This window comes from Yokenella regensburgei, from assembly GCF_051486985.1.
Classification (GTDB): Bacteria; Pseudomonadota; Gammaproteobacteria; order Enterobacterales; family Enterobacteriaceae; genus CBFFRJ01.
Genome location: NZ_JAHVDV010000031.1, coordinates 1 through 25,709, shown reverse-complemented (window position 1 = coordinate 25,709; position 25,709 = coordinate 1). Strand labels below are relative to the sequence as shown.

The following is a 25,709-nucleotide window of genomic DNA, read 5'->3' as shown; positions in this document are numbered from 1 at the left end:
TCTTAAGGCTTTCTTAATCGAGACGTGTTCTCTGCATTCCGTCTTGAGGGGAGCTTTTTCAGGTTCTCAGGGCAGGAAATTAATCGCGAAGTAATGGCTGAGAATTATTCTGATTCTCATTTCGTAAAGTACGCTATCCCTCCAGCATTTATCAGGCGCAGAGGGAATATCCTGGTAGCGAAGCATTGCAATTACGCTCTCTTTAATCAATAACGCAGAGACTCACCACCAGGAATAAAAATAACCTTTAACCCGGTCAAAATAATCACTGCACCGGTGAGCGACGCTCATCGCCGGATATCACTAACAGGTTTTACCCGGCATGAAGTTAAGCCCCCATCCGGCGAGGGACAGGGGAAGATGAGGGCGAAAGACGATCAGATAAACCCATCGTCGTCGTTACTGGTATCAAAATCATCGTCACTGCTTTGATCAAAGAAGGGGTCTCGGGTGTCCTCACTGAGGCCGTCCACGCGGTTATCCGAAGCTTGCAGGAAACTGTCCTGACTGGGGTCGCCCCAGGAGTGATCGCGTGTGAAATCCGCTTCCGGTGTTACCGGGGGTTCAATGATATTCACTATCTCTTCCGGCTGAGCGTGATGAAACATACTGGTCAGCATATCGGCCAGCACAACCCCGCCCGCGACCCCGGCCGCCGTTTGCAGTGCACCAGACATAAACCCGCCCGCACGAGAGGGCGCAGCCGGTGGCAACTGTGTGCCGGAAGCGGAGTATGGTGGTGGTGTGCCGGTGTTGCCCTGCTGGGCCTGGGGCTGGGTTTTCCCGCCACCAAACAGGCTACTGAGAAAACTGCCGCCAGCAGGTTGTTGCGTTTTAAGCGTGGCGACCTCGTTTTGTAATGCCTGTACCTGGTCATGCAGCCGCGTTAATGCAGCCTCCTGAATAAGGATCGACTGAGCCATGTAATACGCGGCGGCGGGTTGTTGCCTTACATATGCTTCAATTATCCGTTCGGCTTGTGCATCCCTTGCACCGCTTTGCTGCTCCGCTTGTTTCAGACGCTGAAAAAGCCCCTCGATAAGCCGTTGTTCTTCGTGTTGCATAGCGAAAACCTCAAATGCAGGGAAGGTGATGAGCGCCGCTTGCGCTCACCGGATAAGGTAGATGTTAGCTTATGGTTAATAAGGGAAGAACAAACGGAACATCAACAAGGCGTAAAGCGTGTCGGGAGGAGGATGTCGTTAACTGAACATTGCGAGTGAGAGCGTGCTGCAGTAAGTGGAATGAAAATTTGCATCATTTCAAAACGAGGCCTTTCTTTAGCGAAAGTCATTATCGTGCTAACCATTTTTTGGTATAACAACTTTTTCATCCTGTCAGACCTTTGCATCGGCAAAAGGTTATTTATGCTAAGGGCACATTATGGCCTCGTCTGATACCGCTCAGGCAGAAACCGCTCGGGAAGGGGCAAAAGATCCCAAACGAATTTCCGGCGTGGCGCTACTGGTTGCCAGCGCATTTTTTATGGAGTTTCTTGACGGGACGGTCATTGCCACCGCCCTGCCGGACATGGCGAAAGCCTTCGGCGTCTCCGCCATCGATCTGAATATAGGCATCAGCGCCTATTTACTGACGCTGGCTATGCTGATTCCCGCGAGCGGCTGGATCGCCGAGCGCTTTGGTGCCCGCACCATCTTCAGTCTTGCAGTTGGAATTTTCACCCTGGCTTCGCTGCTATGTGGACTGACCCACAGCGTGACGGAATTTGTGTTGATGCGCATTTTTCAGGGGGTAGGCGGGGCAATGATGGTGCCGGTCGGGCGACTTGTGGTACTGCGCACTACACCAAAAAACCAACTGATTAAAGCCATTGCGACCCTGACCTGGCCGGCGCTGGTGGCCCCGATTATTGGTCCGCCACTGGGTGGTTTTATTACCACCTATGCCAGCTGGCACTGGATCTTTTTCCTGAATGTCCCGCTTGGGATCGTGGCTATCATTCTGGCACTGCGCATGATGCCTGGTCTTGCGGAGGAGGAAAAACGTCCGTTCGATGTTCAGGGATTCTTCGCTACCGGTATCACGATGTTGTGCCTGGTCGCGGGGCTTGAGATGTTCAGTCAGCAGCATGTCAGCCTGTGGCAGGCGGCGGCAACGCTGGCGGCTGGACTGATGGCCCTGGTCTGGAGCTTACGCCATCTCCGCCGCGCGCGCGCGCCGCTCGTTAGTCTGACGGCGCTGGCGGTTCCCTCTTTTCGCATTACCATGCGTGGCGGATTCATACTGCGCGCCACGATCAGTTCAGCCCCCTTTATGCTGCCGCTCATGTTCCAGGTAGGTTTCGGGATGAACGCTTTCGAAGCCGGTGCGCTGGTGCTGGCCGTGTTTGCCGGAAACCTCGCCATGAAGCCCGCTACCACGCCGCTGATTCGCCGTTTTGGTTTCAGACGGCTGCTGATTGGCAATGGGGTCGTCTGCGTGTTGTCTCTCTTCTTATGTGCTTTTCTGGCACCCGACTCGCCGCAACTGCTCACTCTGACGCTGCTGTTTATCGGTGGGCTGAGTCGCTCAATGCAGTTTACAGGGATAAGTTCCCTGGCCTTTGCCGAGGTGCCACCCGGCGAGATGAGCTCGGCTAATACCCTGTTTAGTACCTCGCTACAACTGGCCAGCGGATTAGGGGTTACGCTGGGCGCGCTCAGTATCCGGGCCGGGGGGTTGCTTACCGACTGGCTGGGTTATGAAGATATTCAGGGGATGGCATTCAAACTTGGGTTTGTGATTATTGCGCTTATCACGGCCATTGGTTTGTACGATATGACCCGTCTTAACGCCGATGCGGGCAGTACGGTTTCCCAAAAAGGCTGAGCAGTGAAGGGGCTGAAACAGGGCCCGCTTAAACAACGGTTAGCGAGGAGCGTACTGGCACTTATGAACACTGCTCATTAATTCATGTTTTGTTGCATTTTGCCGGTTTTAAGTCGCAACGCGGACGAACACGGTATTTACAGAGCGAAAGGCCGTTTCGGTTTTGTCTTAATTGCCATTATTGTAATGAATAAGTAAAACACTTACATTAATCGCATCCATGATGGGTGCGTTGTCATGCAGTAATATTGCAGGTGGAAAATCCCGCCTGGCCCGGCTGACCGGGTGGAGAAAGGCAAGCGGATCATAACAATGAACGATAAAAATAAGCAGGTGATCCTGCAAGACGACGACATTCATCATCTGTATGCACTGCTGAATGACAATTCAGATTGGGTGTGGGAAGTCGACGCCCAGGGACGCTATACCTGGTCTTCAGAAGTGGTCACCGACTTGCTTGGTTATCCTCCCGATGAGGTGATTGGCAAAACGCCGTTTGACTTTATGCCGCCAGGTGAAGCAGAACGCGTTGCGCGGACTTTTCTGGAAATTGTGGCGGAAAAAAGGGCATTCTCGGGACTGGTCAATCGAAACAGACGCGCGGACGGGCGCGTTGTCGTCCTGGAAACCAGTGGTATTCCCTTATTTGATGATAAGGGGGAGCTTCGCGGTTACCGGGGCGTGGATCGTAATATTTCGAATCTGGGGGAGCGAGTTCTCCAGCTTGAAACCATCTATGACACCACGCCAGTGGCGCTCTGCATGATAGACAGATACGGGTATCTTGTGATGTCTAACAAAGCAATGGCGCGTCTGCTGCACAATAATACTGACGAGCTTCTTCAACGGCACTTTTCAGAGTTGATGCCTGAATTCTGGCACCTTTTCGAAGAAGATTTTGCGCTGGCCGATATGGGAGAGTCCATTCCCGGCCGCGAAATCATCTGGCACGATCGTTGTTATGATACGCAGTCCGTTGCTGTCACCGACGCGAGTAGTAATGTGGTCGGACTGTCGGTTACCTGGGTGGATATCACCGCGCGGCGTCAGGCAGAACAGAAACTGGCCGGAGCCAATCAGGTTTTGCAGCGTCACGCGCAACACGATCACCTGACCGGATTATTTAACCGGCGCTACATGGATGAGTGCCTGCTTAACGAGATTGCCCGTTCCAGTGAGCTACAGTACCCGCTCTCCATATGTCTGGTGGATATCGATTTCTTTAAGCTATTTAACGATAGCCAGGGGCATCAGGCCGGGGATGAGTGTTTGCAAACGGTTGCCCGCTCCCTGGTGTCATCTCTGCTTCACAGAGATGACAATGTCAGTCGTTATGGGGGGGAGGAGTTTCTCGTCATCCTTCCCGATACGAATAAAGCCGCTGCACTGACGGTTGCAGAGCGTCTTCGTGCGCAGATAAATGCGCTCAAGCTGCCGCACTACTCGAGCCCGCTGGGGTTTCTGACTATCAGCATCGGGATAGCCACGTTAGATTGCAGCAATAAATTGCCCCATGACACGCCACAGCACATGATTGCCAGTACATTGATAAACCGCGCGGACAATGCCCTCTATGCCGCAAAAAAACAGGGGCGTAACCGGGTTGTCGTGGCAGATTAACCCAGAACAGCGTACGCGCGCTCATCGTAAAAAATGCCCCTTCTGAAAGAAAATCCATCCCTTCAGAAGGGGAGACCAGCTGGCCATTCGTTACATAAGCCTATCCAAAGTAGTGAGCTGGTTTTCAAAATCCCAGCTGTATCACTATTTTTCATGAATAAATGGAATGGACTCATTACCCTTATGAACAAATAAAAGCGGGGTAACGCCTGGCATTAATACTTATCGCTATGTAATTTATGATGAAATAAAACCTGGGTGAACGCTATTTCAACTCATGATGCGAGCGACGGTTGAGTTTTCGTTATGAATTTTGCACGGTTTTTTTCGACATCTTCACTCTGTTGACGGTTCTCACAATAAAGCGCGGTGACGATATCTGCCTTGATTTGGTAGCCCCGATTATCTACCCGAATAATAAAGTCGTCTTCAATACCTATCATGCTTAGGGTCAGTTTAAGATCCTGCATGACCTGCCACAACCGCGGTGCCGATGAGCGCAGACCGTGTTTGTCCCAGACCTGGGACATCAGCCTCTGGGTGGTGATAACACCTTTACCGCCATGTGCCAGTAAAAACATCAGCAAACGCAATTTTGTATCACGCAGGGGGATGCGGTCTCGTTTACCTGGACGACTGCGGCCGCTGACATTAATAAGATGTTTATGAATAAGATCCAGTTGGATATCCTGACCGATAATATATCCAAATAATGTTTTGTTCATTATTCATTTCCTTTATATATGTAACTGCATCTGGTCACGAAGTGAACATAAAGAAGCGGTAGTATACGAATTAAGTACATGCGGGAAAATATAAGAAATACGTCAGTTTATTAACGTGCTATTCATGTTGGCTGGTATGTATTATTTAAAGTTATCAGTCGAGCCCGTTAAAGCGCTATATATATTTCAGGGAAATGTGTTTCTCCAGGTCTGGCATCGCTATTGTGGCGACATGTGTTTTTTCTTTACGTAAATTTAAATAAAAGTAAGAAAGACTCGTTTGTAACTCATTGTTTTACAGTTAATTAATATTAGTTCTATTTAAAAAACGTGAAAAAGCTGAAAAATTTTCTTGAAAACTGTTGATGAAGAGATTGATTTAAAGCAATAAAAGAGCATACGAGAAATTTTTAATTCTACATGTATTTAATGTTTTGGATTTATCGTCTGGTTTCTTGCGGTTTTTATAGTGAAACATTTTTAGGGTTTGATGGATTATGTGTGTATCACATTTAAAGATAAATTTGTGCCCGAGAAGATGGCGATGCATAAGAAATCTCTTACTGGTTCCGACCTGTCTGTCGCTGCAAGTGTTATGACTGCACTGCCATCTTTATCTGCTTACTCATTAAGCAAATGGACGTTTGCAATTTTTATCTCAATTATGGGACATCACAATATGAAAAAGCTTCTGATTGCATCATCTGTGCTGGCTGCACTGGCAATGGGCGCGGCACATGCAGGTACCGAAACCACCAACGGCGGTACCATTGAATTTATCGGTGAAATCACCGACAGCACCTGTTTGGTCTCTGTTGCAAACACTGATAACGCTTCAGGCCCGGCGCGCACCAATAATACCGTTATTCTGCCTACCGTACCGACATCGCAACTGGCGGCTGCAAGCGACACTGCAGGGCGTAAGGGCTTTACGTTGTTAGTGGGCAGCAACCCTTTTAACAGCACAACGTGCAATCTGGGTAAAATCAGTGAACGAGATGTAAATGACGTGCCGACAGGTAACGTCATTAACATCACTAAGGTGCGTGCGATTTTCGGTGGGCCGCTTGGTGCTGGCAGCATCAATAACTCCGTCAACCCTACCACGGGATATGATTCAGCCTATTACAATAACGTTAATACAACGTCCGGTAATTTGCTGAACATTGCTGACATGGTTAACACCGGTGCCAATTCCACTGACCGTACCTGGCCAGCGACGACGGGTGCGAATGCTTACCCGAGTGCAACCAATGTTGAATTGCAACTGCTCGATAGCAACCTTGCCCCAATTAAAGTAGGGGATACAGCATCGCAAAAAGCCTCATCTTTGTTTACCTCCTTTGGTAACACGGCTCCAGCTAAACCTAGTACCCAGGTTGGGTTGCAATATTATGTTCAGTATATCGCCACTGGTACAGCTACTCCCGGTATGGTGCGTGGTTTCGTAAGTTACGATCTGGATTATCAATAATACAAAATGGGGCAGCAATGCCCCTTTTTCCAACAGGAGCATTTATGGGATTGCGTCATTGTATTAAATGCGCTGTGGTAGCCCTGGTTGCCTTAATTACCTGCGGAGTACACCTGGCGCAGGCGAGTGTTGTATTAAGCGGTACGCGCGTGATTTATCACGGCAAGAAAAAAGAAGTAACGGTCACGGTTACCAACAATAATGCTTCCCCAGTATTAATTCAAAACTGGATGGATGCCGGCAAAGAAAAAGCCATACCAGGGAAGATTGCGGTTCCGTTTGTATTAACGCCGCCAATTAACCGTGTGGATGCAGGTAAAGCACAGACATTACGTATTACCTACTTAGGTTCTCCACCGCTGCCCCAGGATAAAGAGTCCGTCTTCTGGATTAATGTGCTGGAAGTACCGGCAAAAGCTAAAGGCATTAAAGCCGATCAGAGTCGGCTCAATATCGCCTTTCGTTCACGTATTAAGATGTTTTACCGTCCGGAAGGGTTAAAAGGCAACGCGTTTCAGGCAATTAGCCAGCTTAAGTGGAATGTCGCCAGTGACGGTGGTGTGGATGTGACTAACCCGACGCCCTATTTCGTCTCATTGCAGGTTTTACAATATGGCAAGGAAATTTTGGAAGGAAAAATGATTGGGCCGGGAGAGGCTCAGCATTACAAATTCCAAAATGCGAAAGTAACGGATTTAAATAAATTAAATTACCACGCTATTAATGATTACGGTGCGCTCACTGAAGCCAAAGCACAAAAATAAATAATATCAATACCTCTGCGCTTTGCGGTTAATGGATTAACGGATTTCTGGAGTGGTCTTATGGATTTGTCTAACGCCAGATGTAAAATATCGCCATTTCGTGGCCGGTTGTCACCTGTGGCGTTGTCATTATTAATGGCCTTCCCGGTATGGGGGGAGGAAATAGCCAGTAAAGACGTGGAAGAGATTGCAGCCGCAAACCCGGATGAATATTCGCGTAATGTGGTCGAATTTGAAGACGATCTGTTACGCATGATGGGTCACAATAAAGTGGACCTTGATCGCTTTGCCTACGGTTCCAGCGCTTCGCCGGGAAAATACCGCATCAGCGTATACCTCAACGACATGCCAATTGTGAACAGCGAAGAAGTGGAGTTTAAAGAGGGAGCAGACAAACGTGTCTATCCTTGTTTAAGCCCGAAACTGGTTCGCCTTATCAATTTAAAAGAAGATCGTCTTGAGACCGAAGCTCGTGAAACCATCGAAGCGGCACATGAATGTACCGATCTTGAAAAACTGATCCCCCAGGCTAAAGTGGACTTCGATAGCGGCGAGCAACGTCTGGATATTACCCTTCCTCAGGCAATGGTCAGTCGCGCTATGCGCGGCGCGGTGAGTCCGGAACTATGGGAAAGTGGTATACCTGCACTTACCCTCGGTTATTATGTCAACGGTTATGATTCCAGCTACAGCGGCGGCTATGACTCCCGTTCGATGTTCGCGTCCATGAACGCGGGCCTCAACGTGGGTGCCTGGCAGTTACGCCACAACGGCTCCTATAACTGGGACAAAGATCAGGGCGGAGAATACATTGTAACCAATACGTATGTGCAGCGAGATATTGCACTGCTGCGCAGCCAGTTTATTGCCGGGGAAAATAATACCACCGGTCAGATATTCAGCTCCCTGCCTTTTACAGGTGCTCGTATCAGCAGCGATCCACGTATGTTGCCGGATGTGCAGCGCGGTTACGCCCCGGAAATTCGCGGTGTCGCCAAAACCAACGCCAAAGTGACAGTTCGCCAGCTGGGCAACATTATTTACGAAACTACCGTGACCCCGGGTGCGTTTGTTATTGATGACCTCTATCCCGCAGGGTACGGTGGGGACCTCGAAGTCACTGTTACTGAAGCTGATGGCAGCGTACAGCAGTACAGTATGGCTTATGCTTCTGTGGCCCAGTTATTGCGACCTGGCGTACATGAGTACAGCTTTACCGCGGGTAAACTTCGTAATACCGGCCTCGACGATGAACCGATGTTCTATGAAGCAACCTATCAACGTGGCCTGAGTAACCTTTTTACTGGCTATGGTGGCATTCAATACAGTAAAAATTACCAGTCGGCCCAGCTTGGAACAGCACTGGGGACAGGGTTTGGTGCGCTGAGCGCAGACGTAACCTTCTCCAGTAGCGATGTTGGAGAAAAAGGCGGCGGCACGCTTAAAGGCCAGAGCTATCGCATCAGTTATAGTAAGCTTATTAACGAAACCGACAGTAATATCACCCTTGCTGCGTACCGTTTTTCCAGTAAAAACTACATGGAATTCCTTACTGCCCTACAGACGCGCAATAACGTTAAACAGGGCTACAGCGTGGACAGCGTCTGGCGCTCTAAAAATCGCTTTAATATCAGTCTTAATCAGGGATTGCCGAAGGGCTGGGGTAATATTTACCTCAGCGCATCGACGGAGAATTATTGGAACAGTAAACAGGGCTATAACACCTATTACCAGATGGGCTACTCCAACAATCTCTGGCGTCTGAACTACAGTATCAGCGCCGGGCGCAGTAAGGCAGCCAACGGGCACGAGCAAACAAACTGGTATTTTGGCGTATCCATGCCGTTGTGGGATGGCTATGAAACACGTGCTCCCTATCTGAGCCTGCGTTATAACGAAAATAGTGACGGCGGCAGAAGTGAACAGGCCATGCTGTCCGGGGTGTTGGGTGAAGGTAATAAATACAGCTACAACATGACCGCAAGCCATGATAATTACAGCGGGTCATCAGGTAGTATTGGGGCAGGCTGGCAGGGCAGTGTTGCAACATTAAACGGCAGCTTCAGTAAAGGTAGAGATTACAGGAGCAGCTCGCTCAGTCTGAGCGGTGCCGCTGTAGCCCACTCAGGCGGTGTTACTCTCTCTCCCTTTAACAGTGATACCTTTGCGCTGATTGAAGCCAAAGGCGCGAAAGGGGCGAAAGTAGCGGGTTATGCCGGAGCTGAAGTCGACAACTTTGGTTATGCGCTTTATCCATCACTGGTGCCATATAGCATAAATACCGTAGGCATCGACCCGGAAGGTTCTTCGCTGGATGTGGAGTTTGAAAATACTTCGCAAAATGTGGTTCCACGCGCCGGGGCAGTGGTCAAAGTGAAATTTGAGACTCACCGGGGGACCGCGGTTCTGATTCGTTCCATGTTCGGCGGTGAACCCGTTCCCTTTGGTGCAGAAGTCTTCGACGAAAAAAATGCTAACGTAGGTACTGTTACTCAGGGGGGCTTGATCTACGCCCGCGTTGAAGAAGATAAAGGTACGCTGACGGTTAAATGGGGCGAAGAGATGCACAATCGCTGTCAGGTCAGTTATGTGCTTGCGCCTGAGCCAAAAGACAAAGAAATGCAGGGCTTGCCGCAGCAGTTCACTATGCCGTGTCAGACTTACCAGTCACCAGGACGTGTTTCAACGCCTGGCGGTGCGCTGGCAGCAGCGACACCTTAATTATCCTCCTCTTCTCTCTTGTCATATTTTTGGCGGTAATTTCGATTACCGCCTTTTTTACATCTTAAAATAAGAAAGGTTAATGGCTCTCTTTGGGTTTAACGGGTTATATTTACTCGTTTACTTTTCTTATGCATTATGTTTTCCATATTTCTCGTGTGAAATAATAATCTCTAAATAATATGATTGCTGAATGAATATCGAGAATATCCTGAGGTTTTTTTTAAGGCAAAAGGAGAATGTTTCGTTTTTTTAATGTTCTTATTCGGAGCTAGTGGAGGCTTGTTACTATTAGATAAAAAAGATAACATCCAAAGGTCTTTGCTAAGATTTTGGCTATTCATTAAGAGTGCTGACGGCTATGAGGGAATACATAAGGGAAATAATTAATTGCAGGCTTATCTCTGTTCCTCTTAAAGAAATGGTATTTATAATATTTCTTTGTTTGAGTTATGGCGCGAAATTAGATGCAAAAGAAGTTTTCTGCACATCAGGAAATAGTCCGTCCCCGGTTAATTTTGAAATTTCCCCAGCTAAAGTCACTGTTAGCTCTCATGTCGCCAATTACACCGAGCTTTATCTAATACAAATGAACCTCTCCAGCGGCGTTGCTGCCCGCTGCAAAACCACTCCAGCCGGGGGAAACATGGCTGTTGGGGCTTCATTAGACAATGTTCCTGGGCCGGGCGACACCTCGCATGCCGGGTATGTTATTTACCCTACTAACATCAGCGGTATTGGTATTTCCGTCAATAGTCAGGATGCTGCCGGAACACCACCGATCCCCGTCTGGCCGGACGTATTAGTAGTGAACACGGTAATGGCTAATGGCATGAATCGTATCTTCAGTCAAAATGTCGCTATCCGGTTGTGGAAAATACCTGGCGATATTTCTGTCGGCACGTCACCTTTCGCAGTGACTGGACCAATGATTCTGCAGGGTATTATGCCCGCAGCAGCGGGGGATACTCTGGATCCGGCAATGATGACCGCCGACCGTGCGCTTAGTTCGACATTCTGGACTTTAAGTTCGCGTAATCTTGTTGGCAGCGCCAACTATTACGTGGGCACCTGCAACCTGAGCGACAACAATCAAACGGTGTTATTAGGTAAGCATCTTAATTTCGAGCGCTACTCAGCATGGAAGGATGCAAGTTTTAGTATTGAATGCCCGTCCCCTGCATATGGTTACGGTGGCGTTAACGGTACAACGGCAAACAAAAGAAATAAGCCACCCTCCATTAACATCACTCCCTATAATGCGGAGATTACGCATGATGATTTGGGGAATACGCTCAGTAGTACAATAGCCCTTGATGCAGGTGGGGCTCAGGGCTATGGCGTTCAACTTGCCTGGGGCGATTATTCCACTCAGGCGGCGGGAGTAAATCCGGCCCAACCGGTGCCATTTAATACCCGGGTTTCTGTTGCCTCTCTGGTGGCCGGTTATCCCACACTCATTTCCCCGCTGGGTTCCACCGCCAAACCTGCCACCATCAAAATGGCCGCTCGCTTTATCCAGACCGAAGCAGTGCCGCAGCCGGGTCCGGCCAGGGCGGCCGTCGAGGTCATTGTTAATTACGAATAACGCAGCAGGGGCTAATTTGCCCCACCGGTCGGGATCGCTTCAGCCCACTGCCCGGCGGTTTTCATCAGCTCCGCTATGACACTTCGGTTCAGCCCTAACCGGTGACCCAGTGCGCTAACCTCTTCCCATTTATGGTTTTCATATAAAACAGCCAGATGAAGATAAGGGTAAAGCGGTCCGCGCTGCTCTTTTAACGCCATCATGACGCTGGCTGACACATCAATCTGGCCAATCAGATCCCCCATCGGCATTTCGAAAATGTTATCGAGCTGGGAAAACAGACCCACGATAAACGCATCATCTGATGAATGACGACTGACAGAACGCGCTGCCGCCAGCTCGCAGAACTTCCCACGGATCAGGCACTGATGATAAATTTCATCGGTTTTAACCACGTTGACGGAGGTCAGGCAGGCTACCAGCACAAAACGTCGCAATTCATTGGTGCCGAGATAGAAGATGATGTCCTTAAGGGACTGACTACGGAAATTTTTGATGCCGCGCGCGTTAAAGACAATGTTTTGCGCATAGCGCATCAGCTTAAAAGAGAGGGCCAGGTCCTGCTTCAGCAGCGCTTCGATTTTGCTGAAATCCGGGGAGTCTGCGTTAGCTTCTTTCATCAGCTTCAGGGTGACGGCCTGATTCTGAATCAGTTTATTACCCGCATGAATAACGGGTTTGCTGAAAAAATGCCCCTGGAAAAGCGTGCAGCCGAGGGCACGAAAGCGTTCATACTCTTCGAGTGTTTCCACTTTCTCGGCCAGAAAGACCGTCCCTTCCAGCAGGGCGGCTTTATCCTCGATATAATGTTTTATCTCTTCCGCAGTATTTTCCCGCACATCAAACTTAATGATGCTGACGTAGGGTAAAAAGTCATTCCACGTGTCACCGAGTTCAAAGTCATCCAGCGCGATGCGAAAACCGTGTTGTGAGAGTTGCTTGACCGTTTTTAGCAGGCGTGGCGTCGGCTCCGCCGTCTCGAGAATCTCGACGATAACACGATCTTTAGGCAGGGTTTCCGCCATGCCCTGAACCAGCAGTTCATACGGAAAGTTAACGAAAATAGCACTGTACTCTTTCAAACGACCGAGAGGGGCACCAAGAAACTGTTCTACGATAATTTGGGCAGTGGCATATTCCGGAGTAACGTCGGGAAACCGGTTCGTCATACTGTCTCTGAACAACAGTTCGTAACCGACCGTGTTCATATTTTCGTCAAAAATCGCCTGGCGGGCGACAAAAGAAAACATTGGATACTCCATACAGATGCCTGCAAATATCAAGTCCGGTAACAGGTCGTAACCGGTTAACCCTCATTATTTTCCCTGCATATCAGGAAGGAGGGGGAGCGAAATGGCAGCGTCGCAAGTTGGTCTGACAGAAGGCAGTATCTTTTGTAAACTTCTTAAGGACTTAAGTCAAATCCCTTATGCGAAAAGAGAGGAGCATAAAGCGAAATTTCTGCAAAAAATCGTGCGCGTAAAGCACATACTGACCCGATTGCCTGTAACCGGGTCATCTTTTAATCAAGACGCTTGCGACTTCAGAGTAGCCCCGGCTTTTTCCAGCATAGCGTGTAATAACACATTTGCTCCGGCAGTGACCTGTTCCGGTGATGCATATTCTGTTTCATTGTGACTGATACCGTCTTTGCAGGGAATAAAAATCATTCCAGTAGGTGCGAGCATGCTCATATAAACCGCATCGTGACCGGCACCTGACACAATATCCATTGATGAATAGCCCAGTTTTTCAGCGGCCCGGCGGATGACGTCTTTGCAATCAGGATGAAAAGGGGCAGCGGGGTAGTGCGATACCTGGTGTAACGCAATGCCAAGACTTGTCTCCTTTTCCACCTTCTGAAGAAAAGCGTTTAATGCCACATCCATCTCATCAACCTGGGCATCGGTCATATTACGAAAATCGACTGAGAATTTTACGCTGCCTGGCACCACGTTACGGCTGTTAGGATGCACCTGCACCATCCCGACGGTTCCCCGGCCATGTGGTGCGAACTGCCCTGCAATGTTGACCACCTCCTGCATGATCCGGGTGGCCACCTGCAAGGCATCTTTGCGCATCGCCATCGGAGTGGGACCCGCATGAGACTCCATGCCGGTAACGATACAGTCATACCAGCGGATGCCCAGTACAGCCTGCACGACCCCAATCTCAATGTGTTGAGCCTCAAGAATCGGCCCCTGTTCGATATGCGCTTCAAAGTAAGCGTTAATGGGATGCGCCCCAGGGGTAACCTCACCCATATAGCCAATTTCGGTGAGCGCCTCTTTCACTGTTTTGCCCTCGGTATCGGTGGCAGCGTAGGCTACCTCCAGAGGAATGATGCCGGCGAATACCCCAGAGCCCATCATCACCGGGACGAATCGGGAGCCCTCTTCATTGGTCCAGAACACCATTTCCACCGGGGCTTCAGTTTCAATTCCCTGCTCGTTGAGCGTTCTCATCACCTCCAGCGCGGCGAGTACACCGAAATTGCCATCGAATTTACCACCGGTAGGCTGGGTATCAATGTGGCTACCGGCCACTATCGGCGGCAGGGCGTTATTTCGTCCGGCCCGGCGCATAAAAACGTTGCCTATCTTATCAATCTCGACGGACAACCCCTCTGCTTTGCCCCAGCCAATTACCCGATCCCGCCCCTGACGATCAAGATCGGTGAGTGTCAGACGGCAGACGCCCCCTTTGGGTGTGGCGCCAATTTCAGCGAGGGTCATCAGGGATTGCCAGAGACGCTCGCCATTAACGCGTAGGCTGCTGATAGCGGTGGTATTGGGATCAAAAGTAACGACTTCACTGCTCATGACGGACTCCTTTGCTGAGGATAATTAACGGGCGACGGCTTTGGGGGCACGATGACGTTCCCATACCGCTGCCGCACTGAAGTCCGGTCCAAAAGCCGGACGTTTGATATAACGACCTGCACCTTCGCGTGCGCGTAACTCACCCTCAGCCCAGACGATACGGCCCTGGCTTACGGTAAAAACGGGTACGCCTGTCACGGTACGCCCTTCGAAAATGTTGAAATCGTTGCGTGAGTGGTGAGTCGTCGCGCTAAGGGTTTTGCTGCCCAGCGGATCCCACAACACCAGATCGGCATCGGCGCCCGGCGCAACACAGCCTTTGCGCGGGAAGATATTGAACAAGCGCGCCGTATTTGCTGATGTAACCGCAACAAATTCGCTCGGAGTCAGCCGCCCGCTGTTGACGCCAGCATCCCATAACACCGCCATACGCTCTTCCACGCCACCGCAGCCGTTAGGAATTTTGGTGAAGTTGTCGGTGCCTGCCGCTTTCTGGCCGGTGCAGAAGGTGCAATGGTCGGTAGCGGTGGTGTGAAGCTGACCAGACTGCAGACCATGCCAGAGTGCGGACTGGTGGGATTTATCGCGAAAAGGGGGGCTCATAACATGCGCTGCGGCAATGTTGAAATCCGGATGGCGGTAGACGCTCTCATCGATAACCAGATGTCCTGCCAGCACCTCACCATAGACGCGCTGGCCCTGGCTACGGGCACGGGCAATGGCTTGTGCTGATTCCCGGCATGATACATGCACCACGTAAATCGGCACCCCCATAATGCTGGCGACGGTGATGGCACGGTTAGCGGCTTCGCCTTCTACTTCCGGTGGGCGAGAGAGCGGATGGCCCTCCGGCCCGGTAATGCCCTGTTTTAATAGCTCCTGCTGCAACAACCAGACCATTTCGCCATTCTCGGCATGGACGGTGGGCATAGCCCCCAGCTCAAGGCAGCGGCGGAAGCTGTTCATCAGCGTTTCGTCATCACACATGATGGCGTTTTTATAAGCCATAAAGTGTTTGAAGCTATTAATGCCCTCCTGCTGCACCAGCGTCCCCATCTCCTGACGTACGCTCTCATCCCACCAGGTAATGGCGACGTGAAAACTGTAATCGGCAGCCGATTTTTCCGCCCAGCTGCGCCACTGATGATAGGCGTCCAGTAGTGGTTGTTGCGGATTGGGGATAACAAAATCGATGATAGTTGTGGTTCCGCCGGCAAGAGCCGCAGCGGTTCCGCTGTAAAAATCATCCACGGTAGTGGTGCCCATAAACGGGAAGTTCATATGGGTATGAGGATCGATGCCGCCCGGCATAACGTACAGCCCCGATGCGTCCAGGGTGTCAGTAGCAGCGGGAAGATCCCACTGCGAGGCGTTGCCGACGGCGGCCACAACGCCGTTGGTGCAGAGTACATCGGCGTGCCGCTGGTGGTCTGCGTTAACGACGGTGCCGCCTTTAATTAACAGATTACGCATGTGTGTATCTCCAGTGTGCCTGTTGTGAAATGGATGAGCGCTTTTCCCCTCACCCTAACCCTCTCCCCGAAGGGGCGAGGGGATCGATTGAGTGCCATCTTGCCTTTCGCTCTCTCCCGAGAGGGCTAGGGGGCCTTTCGGTTTTCTCCCTCTCCCTGAGGAAGAGGGTCGGGGTGAGGGGGAGAACACCTGGCTTTACGCCGACCTCGCCATCGGGTTATTCGGGTGAGTCGTCCAGTTGGCATAGACTTCCGTCACAACCTTACCGGTGCGCTTATCCACCTCGCCCGGCTGCAGGCTACGCAGAGAGATGCAGTTCTCTACCGGGCAAATCGAGGCACACAGATTACAGCCGACGCACTCCTCCTCCTTGACCTCAAAATGGCGCTCACCTTCGGTGAAGGCGGCGATTGCCTGATGCGAGGTATCCTCACAAACCAGATGGCAGCGTCCGCATTTAATGCAGGAGGCCTGGTCTATTACTGCTTTGTCCACGTGATTCAGGTTGAGAAAACGCCAGTCGGTAACGCTTGGCAGCGCCATACCGCGAAAATCGTCCAGCGACCTGAATCCTTTCTCATCCATGTAATTTTCCAGGCCGCTTATCATGTCGCGCACAATCTGAAAACCATGCACCATGACGGCGGTGCAGACCTGAACGGTGCCGCAGCCCAGCGCAATAAACTCTGCCGCATCGCGCCAGGTAGATATCCCCCCAATACCGGAAATCGGCAGCCCACGGGTGTATGGATCGCGGCCAATTTCAGAGACCATATTCAGCGCGATGGGTTTGACCGCCGGGCCACAGTAGCCGCCGTGCGACCCCTGGCTGCCGGTATGCGGCGACATCAACATCCTGTCGAGATCCACGCCGATCACCGAGTTGATGGTGTTGATCAGCGACACCGCGTCAGCCCCCCCGGCGTGAGCTGCCCGAGCCGGATAACGAATGTCGGTAATATTAGGGGTGAGTTTGACGATGACCGGCAGGCTGCAATACTGTTTGCACCAGCGAGTGACCCGTTCGATATACTCAGGCACCTGACCGACAGCCGCCCCCATTCCGCGCTCGCTCATCCCGTGCGGGCAGCCAAAGTTCAACTCGATGCCATCTGCCCCGGTGGCTTCAACCTGCGGCAGAATGGTGCGCCAGGCGTCCTCTTCGCAGGGCACCATAATGGAGACCACGACCGCACGATCTGGCCAGCGCTGCTTAATACGGGCTATCTCTTCAAGATTGATTGCCAGCGAACGGTCAGTAATGAGTTCAATATTATTGAGTCCAAGAATCCGTCGATCGTGGCCCAGCAACGTGCCGTAACGTGGGCCGCTCACGTTAACCACGTGGGGATCATGCCCCAGCGTTTTCCAGACCACGCCACCCCAGCCTGCCTGAAACGCACGCTCGACGTTGTACGCTTTGTCAGTTGGCGGCGCGGAGGCCAGCCAGAAAGGATTCGGACTGTTAATACCCAGAAAATTGGTCTGTAAACTAGCCATGAATACGCTCCTGAAAAGCAGTGACCCCGGCGGTATCGGTAGCCTGGCCTGCAAGAAATAACGCCATAGAATGGGCGGCGAGTTTGCCCATGCGCACGGCATCCACGGTCAGATCCAGACCGCCAGCGCAACAGTCGCCGCCTGCCCAGACGCCTGGAAGTGAGGTACGACCGTTATCATCAACCGCAATGCGCCCCTGCTTGAGTGCAATGGCGTGCTCGGTCGGTGCCGGGTCAAACGTCTGACCGATGGCTTTCAACACCATGTCAGCGGCAAGGGTGAACGACTCCTGATGCGACTCCCCTCCTGCGCTTTCTTCATGCATCACCTGAAAAGTGACCCCCGTAAGCTGATGGTTGTCGGTTTCAAAGCGCAGGGGAGCTGCCCAGAGTCGCAGAACGACACCACAGGCTCTGGCCCACTGGCGCTCTTTTTCAGAGGCTTTCATCTGGGCTTCGCCACGGCGATAAACCAGCGTGACCTCCCGCGCGCCAAGTTTTTTCGCCTGCACGGCGGCATCCACGGCGGTCATCCCGCCGCCTATCACCACGACGTTACGCCCCACAGGCAACAGGCTAAGATCAGCGCACTGGCGCAGTTCGGCGATAAAATCGACCGCTTCGCGTACTCCTTCAGGTTCCGCGCCGTGGTTATCCAGTTGATTTACGCCGCTTAAGCCGAGACCAAGAAAGACGGCATCGTAGTCATGACGTAATGCCGCGAGGGTGACATCTCGCCCCAGCGTCCTGCCGCACTGCAGCGTGATACCGCCAATGGAGAGCAGCCAGGCTACCTCGTCTGCAGCAGCATCATCACTGATTTTGTAACGGGCCAAGCCGTAGGTATTGAGTCCGCCGGCTTTGCCTCGGGTATCGAAAAGATCAATATCGTGCCCGGCCACTGCAAGGTGATGCGCTACCGTCAGACCCGCCGGACCTGCGCCCACCACTGCGACACGTTTGCCGGAAGAAGGGGCGCGCGTAAACAACGGCTTACCCGGCGAAGCAAAGAAATGGTCGGTAGCGTGGCGTTGTAGCAGGGCGATAGCGAGTGGCCGACCCTCCTGGTCTTTACGCACGCACTTCTGTTCACACAGGGTTTCGGTCGGGCAGACGCGGGCGCAGGTGCCTCCCAGCACATTGGCCATAAGAATATTTTCTGCCGCGCCGCGCACGTTGCCCTGGGCAATACGGTGAATAAAACCCGGCACGTCGATCCCGGCGGGGCAGGCGCGGGTACAAGGGGCGTCAAAACAGTAGTGGCAGCGTTCTGCTTCGATAACCGCCTGCACAGCGCTTAGCGGGGGGGCGCAATCGGCAAAGGCGCGAACGTACTCGGTGGGGTCACAACGACCGGGCTTAATCCCCGGCGCATTGCTACCTGATTCGTTGCTCATCATGGCTTCTCCTGAATAGTTGGCAGGGTTATCGCTCCCTGTCGTCAACAACCTGACCAAATGGTTAAGTTCTTCACGAATAACCTTGCTATTTACGTGCCATTTCTGGATGGGCACGTTCTGCGCCCGTGATGACGATAAATACCCTGTTGATTAACGATTTTTTTCGATTTCTTGCGCACATTTGGTGCAGATCGCACCATTATTGCTTACGTTCTCGCTCTATCGTGGCAGCGTTATTCCTCGTCAAAACCACAGATACGCCAGATACAGTTAAAAACGTGCTCCGTCGCGCGGCGTTGCGCAGCCTTTGATCGCGAGTCACCCCCCAGCACGGCGGCAATCTGGATATCAAAATCGGCATAGGTTTGGGTCATTGACCAGAGGGTGAAAAAGAAATGGGTGGTGTCCATCGGCTGCAATGCACCACGTCGTATCCAGGTATCGAGAATGCGTGCTTTCCCGGCCACAAGGTCATGCAGTTGGGTGGTTAACAAGGGATAAACGACCTGCGCGCCCTGCAAAATCTCATTGGCGAACAGGCGTGAGGCATCCGGGCGCGCAAAGCTGAAGGCCATCTTATTATTAATGTACTCCGCCAGCGCCCGTTTCGGATCGGCGCTTGCGCTGAGCCCCTCAAGCGGTGCCAGCCAGTCATGAAGAATGCCCTCCAGCACCCGCAGATAGAGGTGCTTTTTACTGCCGAAGTAATAATGCAGATTGGCTTTGGGGAGGGCTGCCTCATCGGCAATTTGCTGCATGGTGGCACCGTGAAAACCGTAGCGGGCAAATACCCGTTCAGCGGCCGGCAGGATGATGGCTTCGTTATCCTGACGGATGCGGCCTTTATCCTGTGATTTTGCCGCGTCGTTGAGAAAACCTTCGTGCATGGCTGACTCCGGTGGAAGTGCCGTCCCTGGCGGTGAGAATTAATTCAGTTTTGCCGCCGCATCCCACACGATGTGAGTCATTGCACTGTCGCCGGGATCGTTCTTAATCACCGGAGTATCGCCACCACTGTGCAGCAGAACATCGATGGTGCGGTGGTAAGCGGTCGGATCGAGATAGCCGATTTTCGGCGTACCGGCGTTGGTAATGAGCTTCGCCACATTCTCCATCTGGCGCGTCTGCACCTCTTCTGTTGCGGCCCCGGAGGCATCTTCAGCCACCACAATTTTTGCCGCTTCTTCCGGGTGCTTCACCGCATAGTCCCAGCCCTTAAATGAGGCGTTGAGGAATTTGGCCATCCTGGCAACGAAGGCCGGATCTTTCAGGTTCGACTCCAGCACATACAACCCATCTTCCAGAGTCGAGACACCCTGATCCTCATAGGGGAAAGTGATCAGATCCGTCTCTTTTAGTCCGGCGTCGATCAACTGCCAGTACTCGTTGTAATTCATGGTGGAAATACAGGCCGCCTGATCCTGTAGCAAAGGATCAACGTTAAAGCCTTGTTTGAGGATAGTGATGTCCTTACCCGGCTTCAGATTCAGCTTGTTCATCCAGTTGAAGAACGGGTACTCATTACCGCCGTACCACACGCCCAGGGTTTTACCTTTGAAATCTGCCGGGGTTTTAATACCGCTTGATTTTTTGCAGGTCAGCATCATCCCGGAGCGGTCGTAGATCTGGGCAATATTGACCAGCGGTACGCCTGCTTCACGAGAGGCCAGCGCATCAGGTAACCAGTTGACCACCACATCAGCTGATTTACCGGCAATGACCTGGACAGGGGAGATATCCGTCCCCCCCGGCTTAATGGTGACATCCAGCCCTGCCTGCTTATAAAACCCTTTTTCCTGGGCCACGTAATAGCCCGCGAACTGCGACTGTGGTAGCCATTTTAATTGCAGCGTCACTTTCTCGGCAGCCTGCGCTGAAAACGCAAAAACCGACATTGCCGCCAGCAACACCCCCCGGCGAAAAGCAGAACGTTTCATCATTGGATAACTCCTCGGGTTAATATGCATCACTATGTTGTTATTTACGTCGACGCGGCGTTCCCACGCAGGGAGGGATGCCAGAAATTAACCCGCTGGTCTAAACGCACCAGCAGGGCATAAATAAGTGAACCGGCCAGCGACGAGACCACAATCGCCGACCACACTACCGGCATGTGCATACGTGCTGATTCTGTTGAAATGCGAAAGCCCAGTCCGGCAGTCGGAGAGCCGAAATACTCCGCCACGATGGCGGTGATAAGCGCCAGCGTGGCATTGACCTTAAGCGCGCTGAAAATAAAAGGCATTGCGGCGGGCAGGCGCAGCATCAGCAGGTTCTGGCGTGGGGTGGCTGCGTAGCAGTACATCAGCTCCTGCTCCAGCTTGCCGCTGGCTTTAAGCCCCGCCAGGGTGCTGACCAGTGCCGGGAAGAACGTCACGAGGATGACCACGGCAGCCTTTGACGGCCAGTCGAAGCCAAACCACATCACCGCAATGGGGGCGACGCCGACCAGAGGAACGGTACTGGTGAGACTGGCGACCGGCAGCAGGCCGCGTTGTAAAAAGGGCAGACGGTCAATTAACAGCGCCACGCCAATGCCGAAACCGCAACCTGCCAGATAGCCGATCAGTACTGACTTGAGCACGGTTTGCACCAGGTCACCGGCTAATAAAGAGAGGCTCTCCAGCAGGGCGGTGAGAATAGCCAGCGGGGCCGGTAAGATAACCTGCGGAACAGCGTATCCGGTCACCAGTATCTGCCAGAACCACAGCAGCCACAGGCCGAGCAACCCGGCCACGGCACTGGCAGGCACGCTGGCATGGGCCATACGCTGCACGCTCACCATCGCCAGCAGCCCCAGCGCGCAGGTACTCAGGGCATGGTAAGGCAGCAGGGCCAGCCAGACGGCGCTTACCGCAAGCGTGACGGCAAACAACAAGGTGCGTAGCGGACGGGTCGAACAGGCCAGAAGGGCACTGATCATCAGTAACAGCGCGCTGACTGAAGGGGCAGTTATGGCAGGATTTGCCAGATTTAACGCAATCAACGCCAGCACCGACAGCAGAAAGGCCGCCACCAGCAGCACCGCACCTGGTATCGCTTTCGTTTTCATTTTCATCCTCTCCCCCTGCGCTGGCGAAGCACCAGACGCTCCGTTAGCGTGACAAGTCCGGTCAGCGCCAGCCCTGACAGTGAGGCCATCACCAGTGCCGACCAGATTTGCAGGGTGTTACCGTAGTAAGAGCCCGTCAGCAGGCGCGCACCAAGGCCCGCCTGTGCGCCTGTAGGCAGCTCTGCGACCATTGTGCCGACCAGTCCACTGGCAATGGCGACCCGAAAGGCAGGAAAGAGATAAGGTAATGAGGAGGGCAGGCGCACCATCCAGAATGTATCTATGCGGCGGGCAGCCCAGGTATGCATCAGTTCCATCTCCAGCTTTTGTGGCGAACGCAGCCCCTGGACAGTGGCAATAGCTACCGGAAAAAAGCACAGATACATAGCAATCGTCGCTTTCGGCAGCATGCCGGTGATCCCCACGCTACCGAGAATAATCAGCACAATGGGAGCAATCGCCAGCACCGGGATAGTTTGTGAGGCGACAATCCACGGCATCAGGGCTTTATCAAGGGTACGGGAGTGCACGATACCCACGGCCAGCAGCACGCCGAACACCACCCCCATCGCAAAACCCGTCAGGGCGGCGCTGGTGGTCACCCAGGTATGCAGTAACAGATTACGTGGGGAGGAGAGCGGCCACCGGGAGAGGCTGCTCCAGATATCGATAACCACCTGATGCGGAGCGGGCAGGAGAGGGCGTTTGGCGTTCAGCGCGGCATATATCAGGTCGCTGCTGCTCCACGCGCCGCGGGGAGCCAGCACACGGTCAATCACCCCGGATGCATTGAGCGCAAAGGCCAGCACGTACCAGAGGAGTAGCGCCGCCAGCAGCACGGTGCCGACCGGCAGCGCATACCAGTGCAGGCGTTGATTAATGGTCATGATGCCCCTCCACCAGCGCCTCGCGAACCTCTGCGGCTATCTGCAGAAAGGCGGGAGTATCGCGTATATCGAGCGTGCGCTCTGCCGGAAGCGGCGAATCAATCACCTTCACGATCCGCCCCGGTCGCGGTGACATCACCACAATTTTGGTCGACAAATAGACCGCTTCAGAAATGGAGTGGGTAACAAATACCATGGTGCGCTGTTCCTGACACCACAGCTGCTGCAACTGCTGATTGAGGTTGTCGCGGGTCAGTTCGTCCAGTGCGCCAAAAGGCTCATCCATCATCAGAATTTTTGGTGCAAACCCAAGCGCGCGGGCGATGGAGACGCGTTGCTGCATACCCCCGGAAAGCTGCCAGGGAAACTTCTTCTCAAATCCCGTTAACCCAACCCGCGCCAGTTGCTCCCGGGCGATAGCGTCGCAGCGCTCCGGCGGCACGCCCCGAATTTGCAGCGGCAGCATGACGTTGGTCAGCACGGTGCGCCAGGGGAGCAGCACGGGGGCCTGGAAAACATAGCCGTATGCCCCGGCCTTGCGTGCTTCAGAGGGTGACATCTCATTCACGCTGACGTCACCGGAGGTGATAGGTTCAAGATCGGCGATGAGGCGCAGCAGGGTGGTTTTACCGCAGCCTGAGGGGCCAATAAATGAAACGAACTCACCCTGGCGGATCGTCAGGTTAATATCCTTCAGCGCATGTACCGGCTGATCCGCAGCCGGATAGACCACGTTAGCTTGGTTGACCATGATGGCGGGTCGTGTTGTCACGACCGCCGGTTTCATTGAAACGACGGCGGCCGTCGGCGCGTACATTATCTGGCTCATTTCCGTGGACCCCTGATTATTGACTAACTGGTTAGGTTATTCTCTCCATGCCATTTTTGTGCCAGGGGTGATTTGTTAGCGATTTTACGTAATTTAGCTGCGATATAAGCAATTTTTATGGCTATTTTGGTGCAAATGGCGACAGGTTTGTCTGGTGGTGGGGCAGCGCAAGAAGGTGCGTGGAAACACGGGTAAGAGGTAAGGGGAGGGGGCAGTGTGCAGCGTAACGGTTCCGGGCTGCCAGAGCGAGGGACAGTTAACTGTCGGCGTCGTGGCAGTTAACAGGGGGCATGCCCGCGCTACCATTATCCCCGGCGTGGGCGCCCATCTTCTTCTACCCTGAAAGGATAAATCGCATGTTAAGGAGAGGCTATGAACCACGTTTCCCCCACGCCGGTAACCCAGGCGCTGATGCTTCAGCCACATGCATGGGTGCCCAACAACCCTGAGTTGCCCGTTCTGGTCTACCGGCAGGTCCTCCCTGCCCACAACCGCACGGCGGCAGCGCAACACCTGTTTACCACAAACGGCTGGCCTCCACAGTGGGTGGACGGGGTGTTTGATTATCACCATTACCATAGTAATGCCCATGAGGTACTGGGGTGTGTTGCAGGCGAGGCAAGACTGATGCTTGGCGGCCCCGGCGGGAAGGAGCTGACGCTCAGCGCCGGAGATGTGCTCCTTCTGCCCGCGGGCACAGGGCACTGTAATCACGGAAGTACGCCCGATTTCTCCATAGTGGGTGCCTATCCCCCGAACCTGGAGTTTGACCTGTGCCGTGAGGCCCCCACACAGGCAATGCTGGCTGCTATCGCCAGCGCCCCCTTTCCTGCAAGCGATCCGGTTTATGGTGCGCAGGGTCCGCTGCTGGAGAAGTGGCTGTAAGCCTGTTGCCAGGAATTTTCTTGTTTTATAGCAGGGAGTTACTTTGCTTTCTATTCTCAATAGGCATGAGGAATGCAAACTCTCTGACACTGCTAAAGGGGGCCGGTTTTTTTAAGCGACTCCCGGATAAAAGGTATTGTGCATGTTGCCGCCAGCCCGTTACGGGTTGGCTTTTTTTTGCATAAATGTTAACCGTTTTTTGACGCCATTCGGAAACTATGATCGGCATCATAAATCTGAAAATCTGGCCTGTTCGGGTTATTGATCGGAGTAATCCGATGGACTACTATGGCTTCACCCCAGACAGAGCTAACGCCACAATATAGTGAGTGCCGGAGATAAGCGCCGGGGGGCCAAACAACATTGTCCCACTTGTTTTACTTAATACACCAGGCCCTGGCATCTGCCAGGGCTTCTACGTTTCAGCCTGCCACACTCGCATTTCATTCCTGCTTCAAGTCCCTGCACACTCCTCTTTTTCCTGATGCGCTTTGTTCTAACCTCTTCTACACTCTGGCGTAATTGAATAATGGCTGACGTCGTCAGAAGAAAAGAGAACTGCAGAGAACCCTTATGGATATCGACAAAATTAGAAAATTGATTGAGCTGGTTGAAAAATCAGGCATCTCCGAGCTGGAAATTTCAGAAGGTGAAGAGTCTGTTCGTATCAGCCGCGCAACGGCAGGCCCCTCATACCCTATGATGCAGCAGGCTTATGCGGCACCGGCACCTCAACAACCGGCACTGTCCGATGCCATTGCGCCAGCGACCACGCCGGTGATGGAAGCCCCCGAAGCCCCAGAAATTAAAGGGCATGTTGTCCGTTCCCCGATGGTCGGGACGTTCTACCGCACCCCGAGCCCGGATGCGAAAGCATTCTGCGAAGTGGGCCAGAAAGTCAACGTGGGCGACACGCTCTGCATCGTTGAAGCGATGAAAATGATGAACCAGATCGAAGCTGATAAAGCGGGCGTGGTGAAAGCCATCCTTGCCGAGAGCGGTCAACCTGTCGAATTCGACGAGCCGCTGGTCATCATCGAATAACGAGGCGAAGATGCTGGAAAAAATTGTCATCGCAAACCGTGGCGAGATTGCCCTGCGAATTCTGCGTGCCTGTAAAGAGCTGGGCATCCGGACTGTC

At 52.7% G+C, this 25,709-nt stretch carries 21 protein-coding genes; 9 read left to right on the top strand and 12 right to left on the bottom strand.

Translation table 11 applies throughout. The features are described 5' to 3' along the window. Nucleotides 1–377: 377 nt before the first annotated feature. Nucleotides 378–1,064, bottom strand: a complete 687-nt coding sequence (locus KXR87_RS18815) for a DUF2076 domain-containing protein (RefSeq protein WP_437433734.1) — start codon at nucleotides 1,062–1,064, stop codon at nucleotides 378–380. 319 nt (nucleotides 1,065–1,383) lie between these two features. Here KXR87_RS18815 and KXR87_RS18810 point away from each other — a divergent pair, with 319 nt between their 5' ends. Beyond that, nucleotides 1,384–2,829 (top strand): MFS transporter, encoded by a 1,446-nt coding sequence (locus KXR87_RS18810; protein WP_437433733.1) that lies wholly within the window; start codon nucleotides 1,384–1,386, stop codon nucleotides 2,827–2,829. A gap of 312 nt (nucleotides 2,830–3,141) precedes the next feature. Beyond that, complete coding sequence (locus tag KXR87_RS18805) at nucleotides 3,142–4,449, top strand: sensor domain-containing diguanylate cyclase (protein WP_437433732.1); 1,308 nt, start codon at nucleotides 3,142–3,144, stop codon at nucleotides 4,447–4,449. A 275-nt stretch (nucleotides 4,450–4,724) separates the two neighbouring features. Here KXR87_RS18805 and KXR87_RS18800 read toward each other — a convergent pair whose 3' ends face one another. Next, a complete protein-coding gene (locus KXR87_RS18800) occupies nucleotides 4,725–5,174 on the bottom strand; it encodes a winged helix-turn-helix domain-containing protein (protein ID WP_437433731.1) in 450 nt (149 codons plus the stop codon). A gap of 490 nt (nucleotides 5,175–5,664) precedes the next feature. Between KXR87_RS18800 and KXR87_RS18795 the strand changes: the two genes are divergently transcribed. From KXR87_RS18795 to KXR87_RS18780, 4 genes are all read left to right on the top strand, one after another. Further along, nucleotides 5,665–6,648 (top strand): fimbrial protein, encoded by a 984-nt coding sequence (locus tag KXR87_RS18795; RefSeq protein WP_437433730.1) that lies wholly within the window; start codon nucleotides 5,665–5,667, stop codon nucleotides 6,646–6,648. Nucleotides 6,649–6,692: 44 nt separating this feature from the next. Continuing rightward, on the top strand, nucleotides 6,693–7,412 hold the full coding sequence (locus KXR87_RS18790; RefSeq protein WP_437433729.1) for a fimbria/pilus periplasmic chaperone: 720 nt from the start codon (nucleotides 6,693–6,695) through the stop codon (nucleotides 7,410–7,412). A gap of 60 nt (nucleotides 7,413–7,472) precedes the next feature. Continuing rightward, nucleotides 7,473–10,133: a fimbria/pilus outer membrane usher protein gene (locus tag KXR87_RS18785; protein ID WP_437433728.1), complete on the top strand. Its 2,661-nt coding sequence runs from the start codon at nucleotides 7,473–7,475 to the stop codon at nucleotides 10,131–10,133. A gap of 646 nt (nucleotides 10,134–10,779) precedes the next feature. Then, a complete protein-coding gene (locus tag KXR87_RS18780; protein WP_437433727.1) occupies nucleotides 10,780–11,721 on the top strand; it encodes a hypothetical protein in 942 nt (313 codons plus the stop codon). Between the two features lie 11 nt (nucleotides 11,722–11,732). On the opposite strand, the gene KXR87_RS18775 is transcribed toward KXR87_RS18780, so the two are convergent. The 10 genes from KXR87_RS18775 to KXR87_RS18730 all read right to left on the bottom strand — a co-directional run bounded on the left by KXR87_RS18775 (nucleotide 11,733) and on the right by KXR87_RS18730 (nucleotide 23,683). Next, complete coding sequence (locus KXR87_RS18775; protein WP_437433726.1) at nucleotides 11,733–12,971, bottom strand: EAL and HDOD domain-containing protein; 1,239 nt, start codon at nucleotides 12,969–12,971, stop codon at nucleotides 11,733–11,735. 276 nt (nucleotides 12,972–13,247) lie between these two features. Further along, complete coding sequence (locus KXR87_RS18770) at nucleotides 13,248–14,543, bottom strand: Zn-dependent hydrolase (protein ID WP_437433725.1); 1,296 nt, start codon at nucleotides 14,541–14,543, stop codon at nucleotides 13,248–13,250. A gap of 24 nt (nucleotides 14,544–14,567) precedes the next feature. Next, a complete protein-coding gene (gene hydA / locus KXR87_RS18765; protein WP_437433724.1) occupies nucleotides 14,568–16,016 on the bottom strand; it encodes a dihydropyrimidinase in 1,449 nt (482 codons plus the stop codon). A gap of 195 nt (nucleotides 16,017–16,211) precedes the next feature. After that, complete coding sequence (preA, locus tag KXR87_RS18760; RefSeq protein WP_437433723.1) at nucleotides 16,212–17,516, bottom strand: NAD-dependent dihydropyrimidine dehydrogenase subunit PreA; 1,305 nt, start codon at nucleotides 17,514–17,516, stop codon at nucleotides 16,212–16,214. Beyond that, complete coding sequence (locus KXR87_RS18755) at nucleotides 17,509–18,915, bottom strand: NAD(P)-dependent oxidoreductase (protein ID WP_437433722.1); 1,407 nt, start codon at nucleotides 18,913–18,915, stop codon at nucleotides 17,509–17,511. The genes preA and KXR87_RS18755 overlap by 8 nt, the downstream gene beginning before the upstream one ends. Nucleotides 18,916–19,148: 233 nt before the next feature. Next, nucleotides 19,149–19,802, bottom strand: a complete 654-nt coding sequence (locus KXR87_RS18750) for a TetR family transcriptional regulator C-terminal domain-containing protein (RefSeq protein ID WP_437433721.1) — start codon at nucleotides 19,800–19,802, stop codon at nucleotides 19,149–19,151. A gap of 39 nt (nucleotides 19,803–19,841) precedes the next feature. After that, complete coding sequence (locus tag KXR87_RS18745; RefSeq protein ID WP_437433720.1) at nucleotides 19,842–20,855, bottom strand: ABC transporter substrate-binding protein; 1,014 nt, start codon at nucleotides 20,853–20,855, stop codon at nucleotides 19,842–19,844. Nucleotides 20,856–20,896: 41 nt separating this feature from the next. Next, nucleotides 20,897–21,973 (bottom strand): ABC transporter permease, encoded by a 1,077-nt coding sequence (locus tag KXR87_RS18740; protein ID WP_437433719.1) that lies wholly within the window; start codon nucleotides 21,971–21,973, stop codon nucleotides 20,897–20,899. Then, nucleotides 21,970–22,854 (bottom strand): ABC transporter permease, encoded by an 885-nt coding sequence (locus KXR87_RS18735; RefSeq protein ID WP_437433718.1) that lies wholly within the window; start codon nucleotides 22,852–22,854, stop codon nucleotides 21,970–21,972. The genes KXR87_RS18740 and KXR87_RS18735 overlap by 4 nt, the downstream gene beginning before the upstream one ends. Beyond that, nucleotides 22,844–23,683, bottom strand: a complete 840-nt coding sequence (locus KXR87_RS18730; protein WP_437433717.1) for an ABC transporter ATP-binding protein — start codon at nucleotides 23,681–23,683, stop codon at nucleotides 22,844–22,846. Before KXR87_RS18730 ends, KXR87_RS18735 begins: the two co-directional genes overlap by 11 nt. Before the next feature lie 372 nt (nucleotides 23,684–24,055). Between KXR87_RS18730 and KXR87_RS18725 the strand changes: the two genes are divergently transcribed. From KXR87_RS18725 to KXR87_RS18715, 3 genes are all read left to right on the top strand, one after another. Next, entirely contained in the window at nucleotides 24,056–24,568 is a 513-nt protein-coding gene (locus tag KXR87_RS18725) for a cupin domain-containing protein (protein ID WP_437433716.1), read from the top strand. A 573-nt stretch (nucleotides 24,569–25,141) separates the two neighbouring features. Further along, nucleotides 25,142–25,612: an acetyl-CoA carboxylase biotin carboxyl carrier protein gene (gene accB / locus KXR87_RS18720; protein WP_437433715.1), complete on the top strand. Its 471-nt coding sequence runs from the start codon at nucleotides 25,142–25,144 to the stop codon at nucleotides 25,610–25,612. 10 nt (nucleotides 25,613–25,622) lie between these two features. Further along, nucleotides 25,623–25,709 (top strand): biotin carboxylase N-terminal domain-containing protein (locus tag KXR87_RS18715; protein ID WP_437431796.1); only part of this gene is annotated, 87 nt, incomplete at its 3' end.

Coding starts and splice junctions, on each gene's coding strand:
- KXR87_RS18815 (WP_437433734.1), bottom strand. CDS start 1,064: ATGCAACACGAAGAACAACGGCTTATCGAGGGGCTTTTTCAGCGTCTG.
- KXR87_RS18810 (WP_437433733.1), top strand. CDS start 1,384: ATGGCCTCGTCTGATACCGCTCAGGCAGAAACCGCTCGGGAAGGGGCA.
- KXR87_RS18805 (WP_437433732.1), top strand. CDS start 3,142: ATGAACGATAAAAATAAGCAGGTGATCCTGCAAGACGACGACATTCAT.
- KXR87_RS18800 (WP_437433731.1), bottom strand. CDS start 5,174: ATGAACAAAACATTATTTGGATATATTATCGGTCAGGATATCCAACTG.
- KXR87_RS18795 (WP_437433730.1), top strand. CDS start 5,665: ATGGATTATGTGTGTATCACATTTAAAGATAAATTTGTGCCCGAGAAG.
- KXR87_RS18790 (WP_437433729.1), top strand. CDS start 6,693: ATGGGATTGCGTCATTGTATTAAATGCGCTGTGGTAGCCCTGGTTGCC.
- KXR87_RS18785 (WP_437433728.1), top strand. CDS start 7,473: ATGGATTTGTCTAACGCCAGATGTAAAATATCGCCATTTCGTGGCCGG.
- KXR87_RS18780 (WP_437433727.1), top strand. CDS start 10,780: ATGGCTGTTGGGGCTTCATTAGACAATGTTCCTGGGCCGGGCGACACC.
- KXR87_RS18775 (WP_437433726.1), bottom strand. CDS start 12,971: ATGTTTTCTTTTGTCGCCCGCCAGGCGATTTTTGACGAAAATATGAAC.
- KXR87_RS18770 (WP_437433725.1), bottom strand. CDS start 14,543: ATGAGCAGTGAAGTCGTTACTTTTGATCCCAATACCACCGCTATCAGC.
- hydA (WP_437433724.1), bottom strand. CDS start 16,016: ATGCGTAATCTGTTAATTAAAGGCGGCACCGTCGTTAACGCAGACCAC.
- preA (WP_437433723.1), bottom strand. CDS start 17,516: ATGGCTAGTTTACAGACCAATTTTCTGGGTATTAACAGTCCGAATCCT.
- KXR87_RS18755 (WP_437433722.1), bottom strand. CDS start 18,915: ATGATGAGCAACGAATCAGGTAGCAATGCGCCGGGGATTAAGCCCGGT.
- KXR87_RS18750 (WP_437433721.1), bottom strand. CDS start 19,802: ATGCACGAAGGTTTTCTCAACGACGCGGCAAAATCACAGGATAAAGGC.
- KXR87_RS18745 (WP_437433720.1), bottom strand. CDS start 20,855: ATGATGAAACGTTCTGCTTTTCGCCGGGGGGTGTTGCTGGCGGCAATG.
- KXR87_RS18740 (WP_437433719.1), bottom strand. CDS start 21,973: ATGAAAATGAAAACGAAAGCGATACCAGGTGCGGTGCTGCTGGTGGCG.
- KXR87_RS18735 (WP_437433718.1), bottom strand. CDS start 22,854: ATGACCATTAATCAACGCCTGCACTGGTATGCGCTGCCGGTCGGCACC.
- KXR87_RS18730 (WP_437433717.1), bottom strand. CDS start 23,683: ATGAGCCAGATAATGTACGCGCCGACGGCCGCCGTCGTTTCAATGAAA.
- KXR87_RS18725 (WP_437433716.1), top strand. CDS start 24,056: ATGAACCACGTTTCCCCCACGCCGGTAACCCAGGCGCTGATGCTTCAG.
- accB (WP_437433715.1), top strand. CDS start 25,142: ATGGATATCGACAAAATTAGAAAATTGATTGAGCTGGTTGAAAAATCA.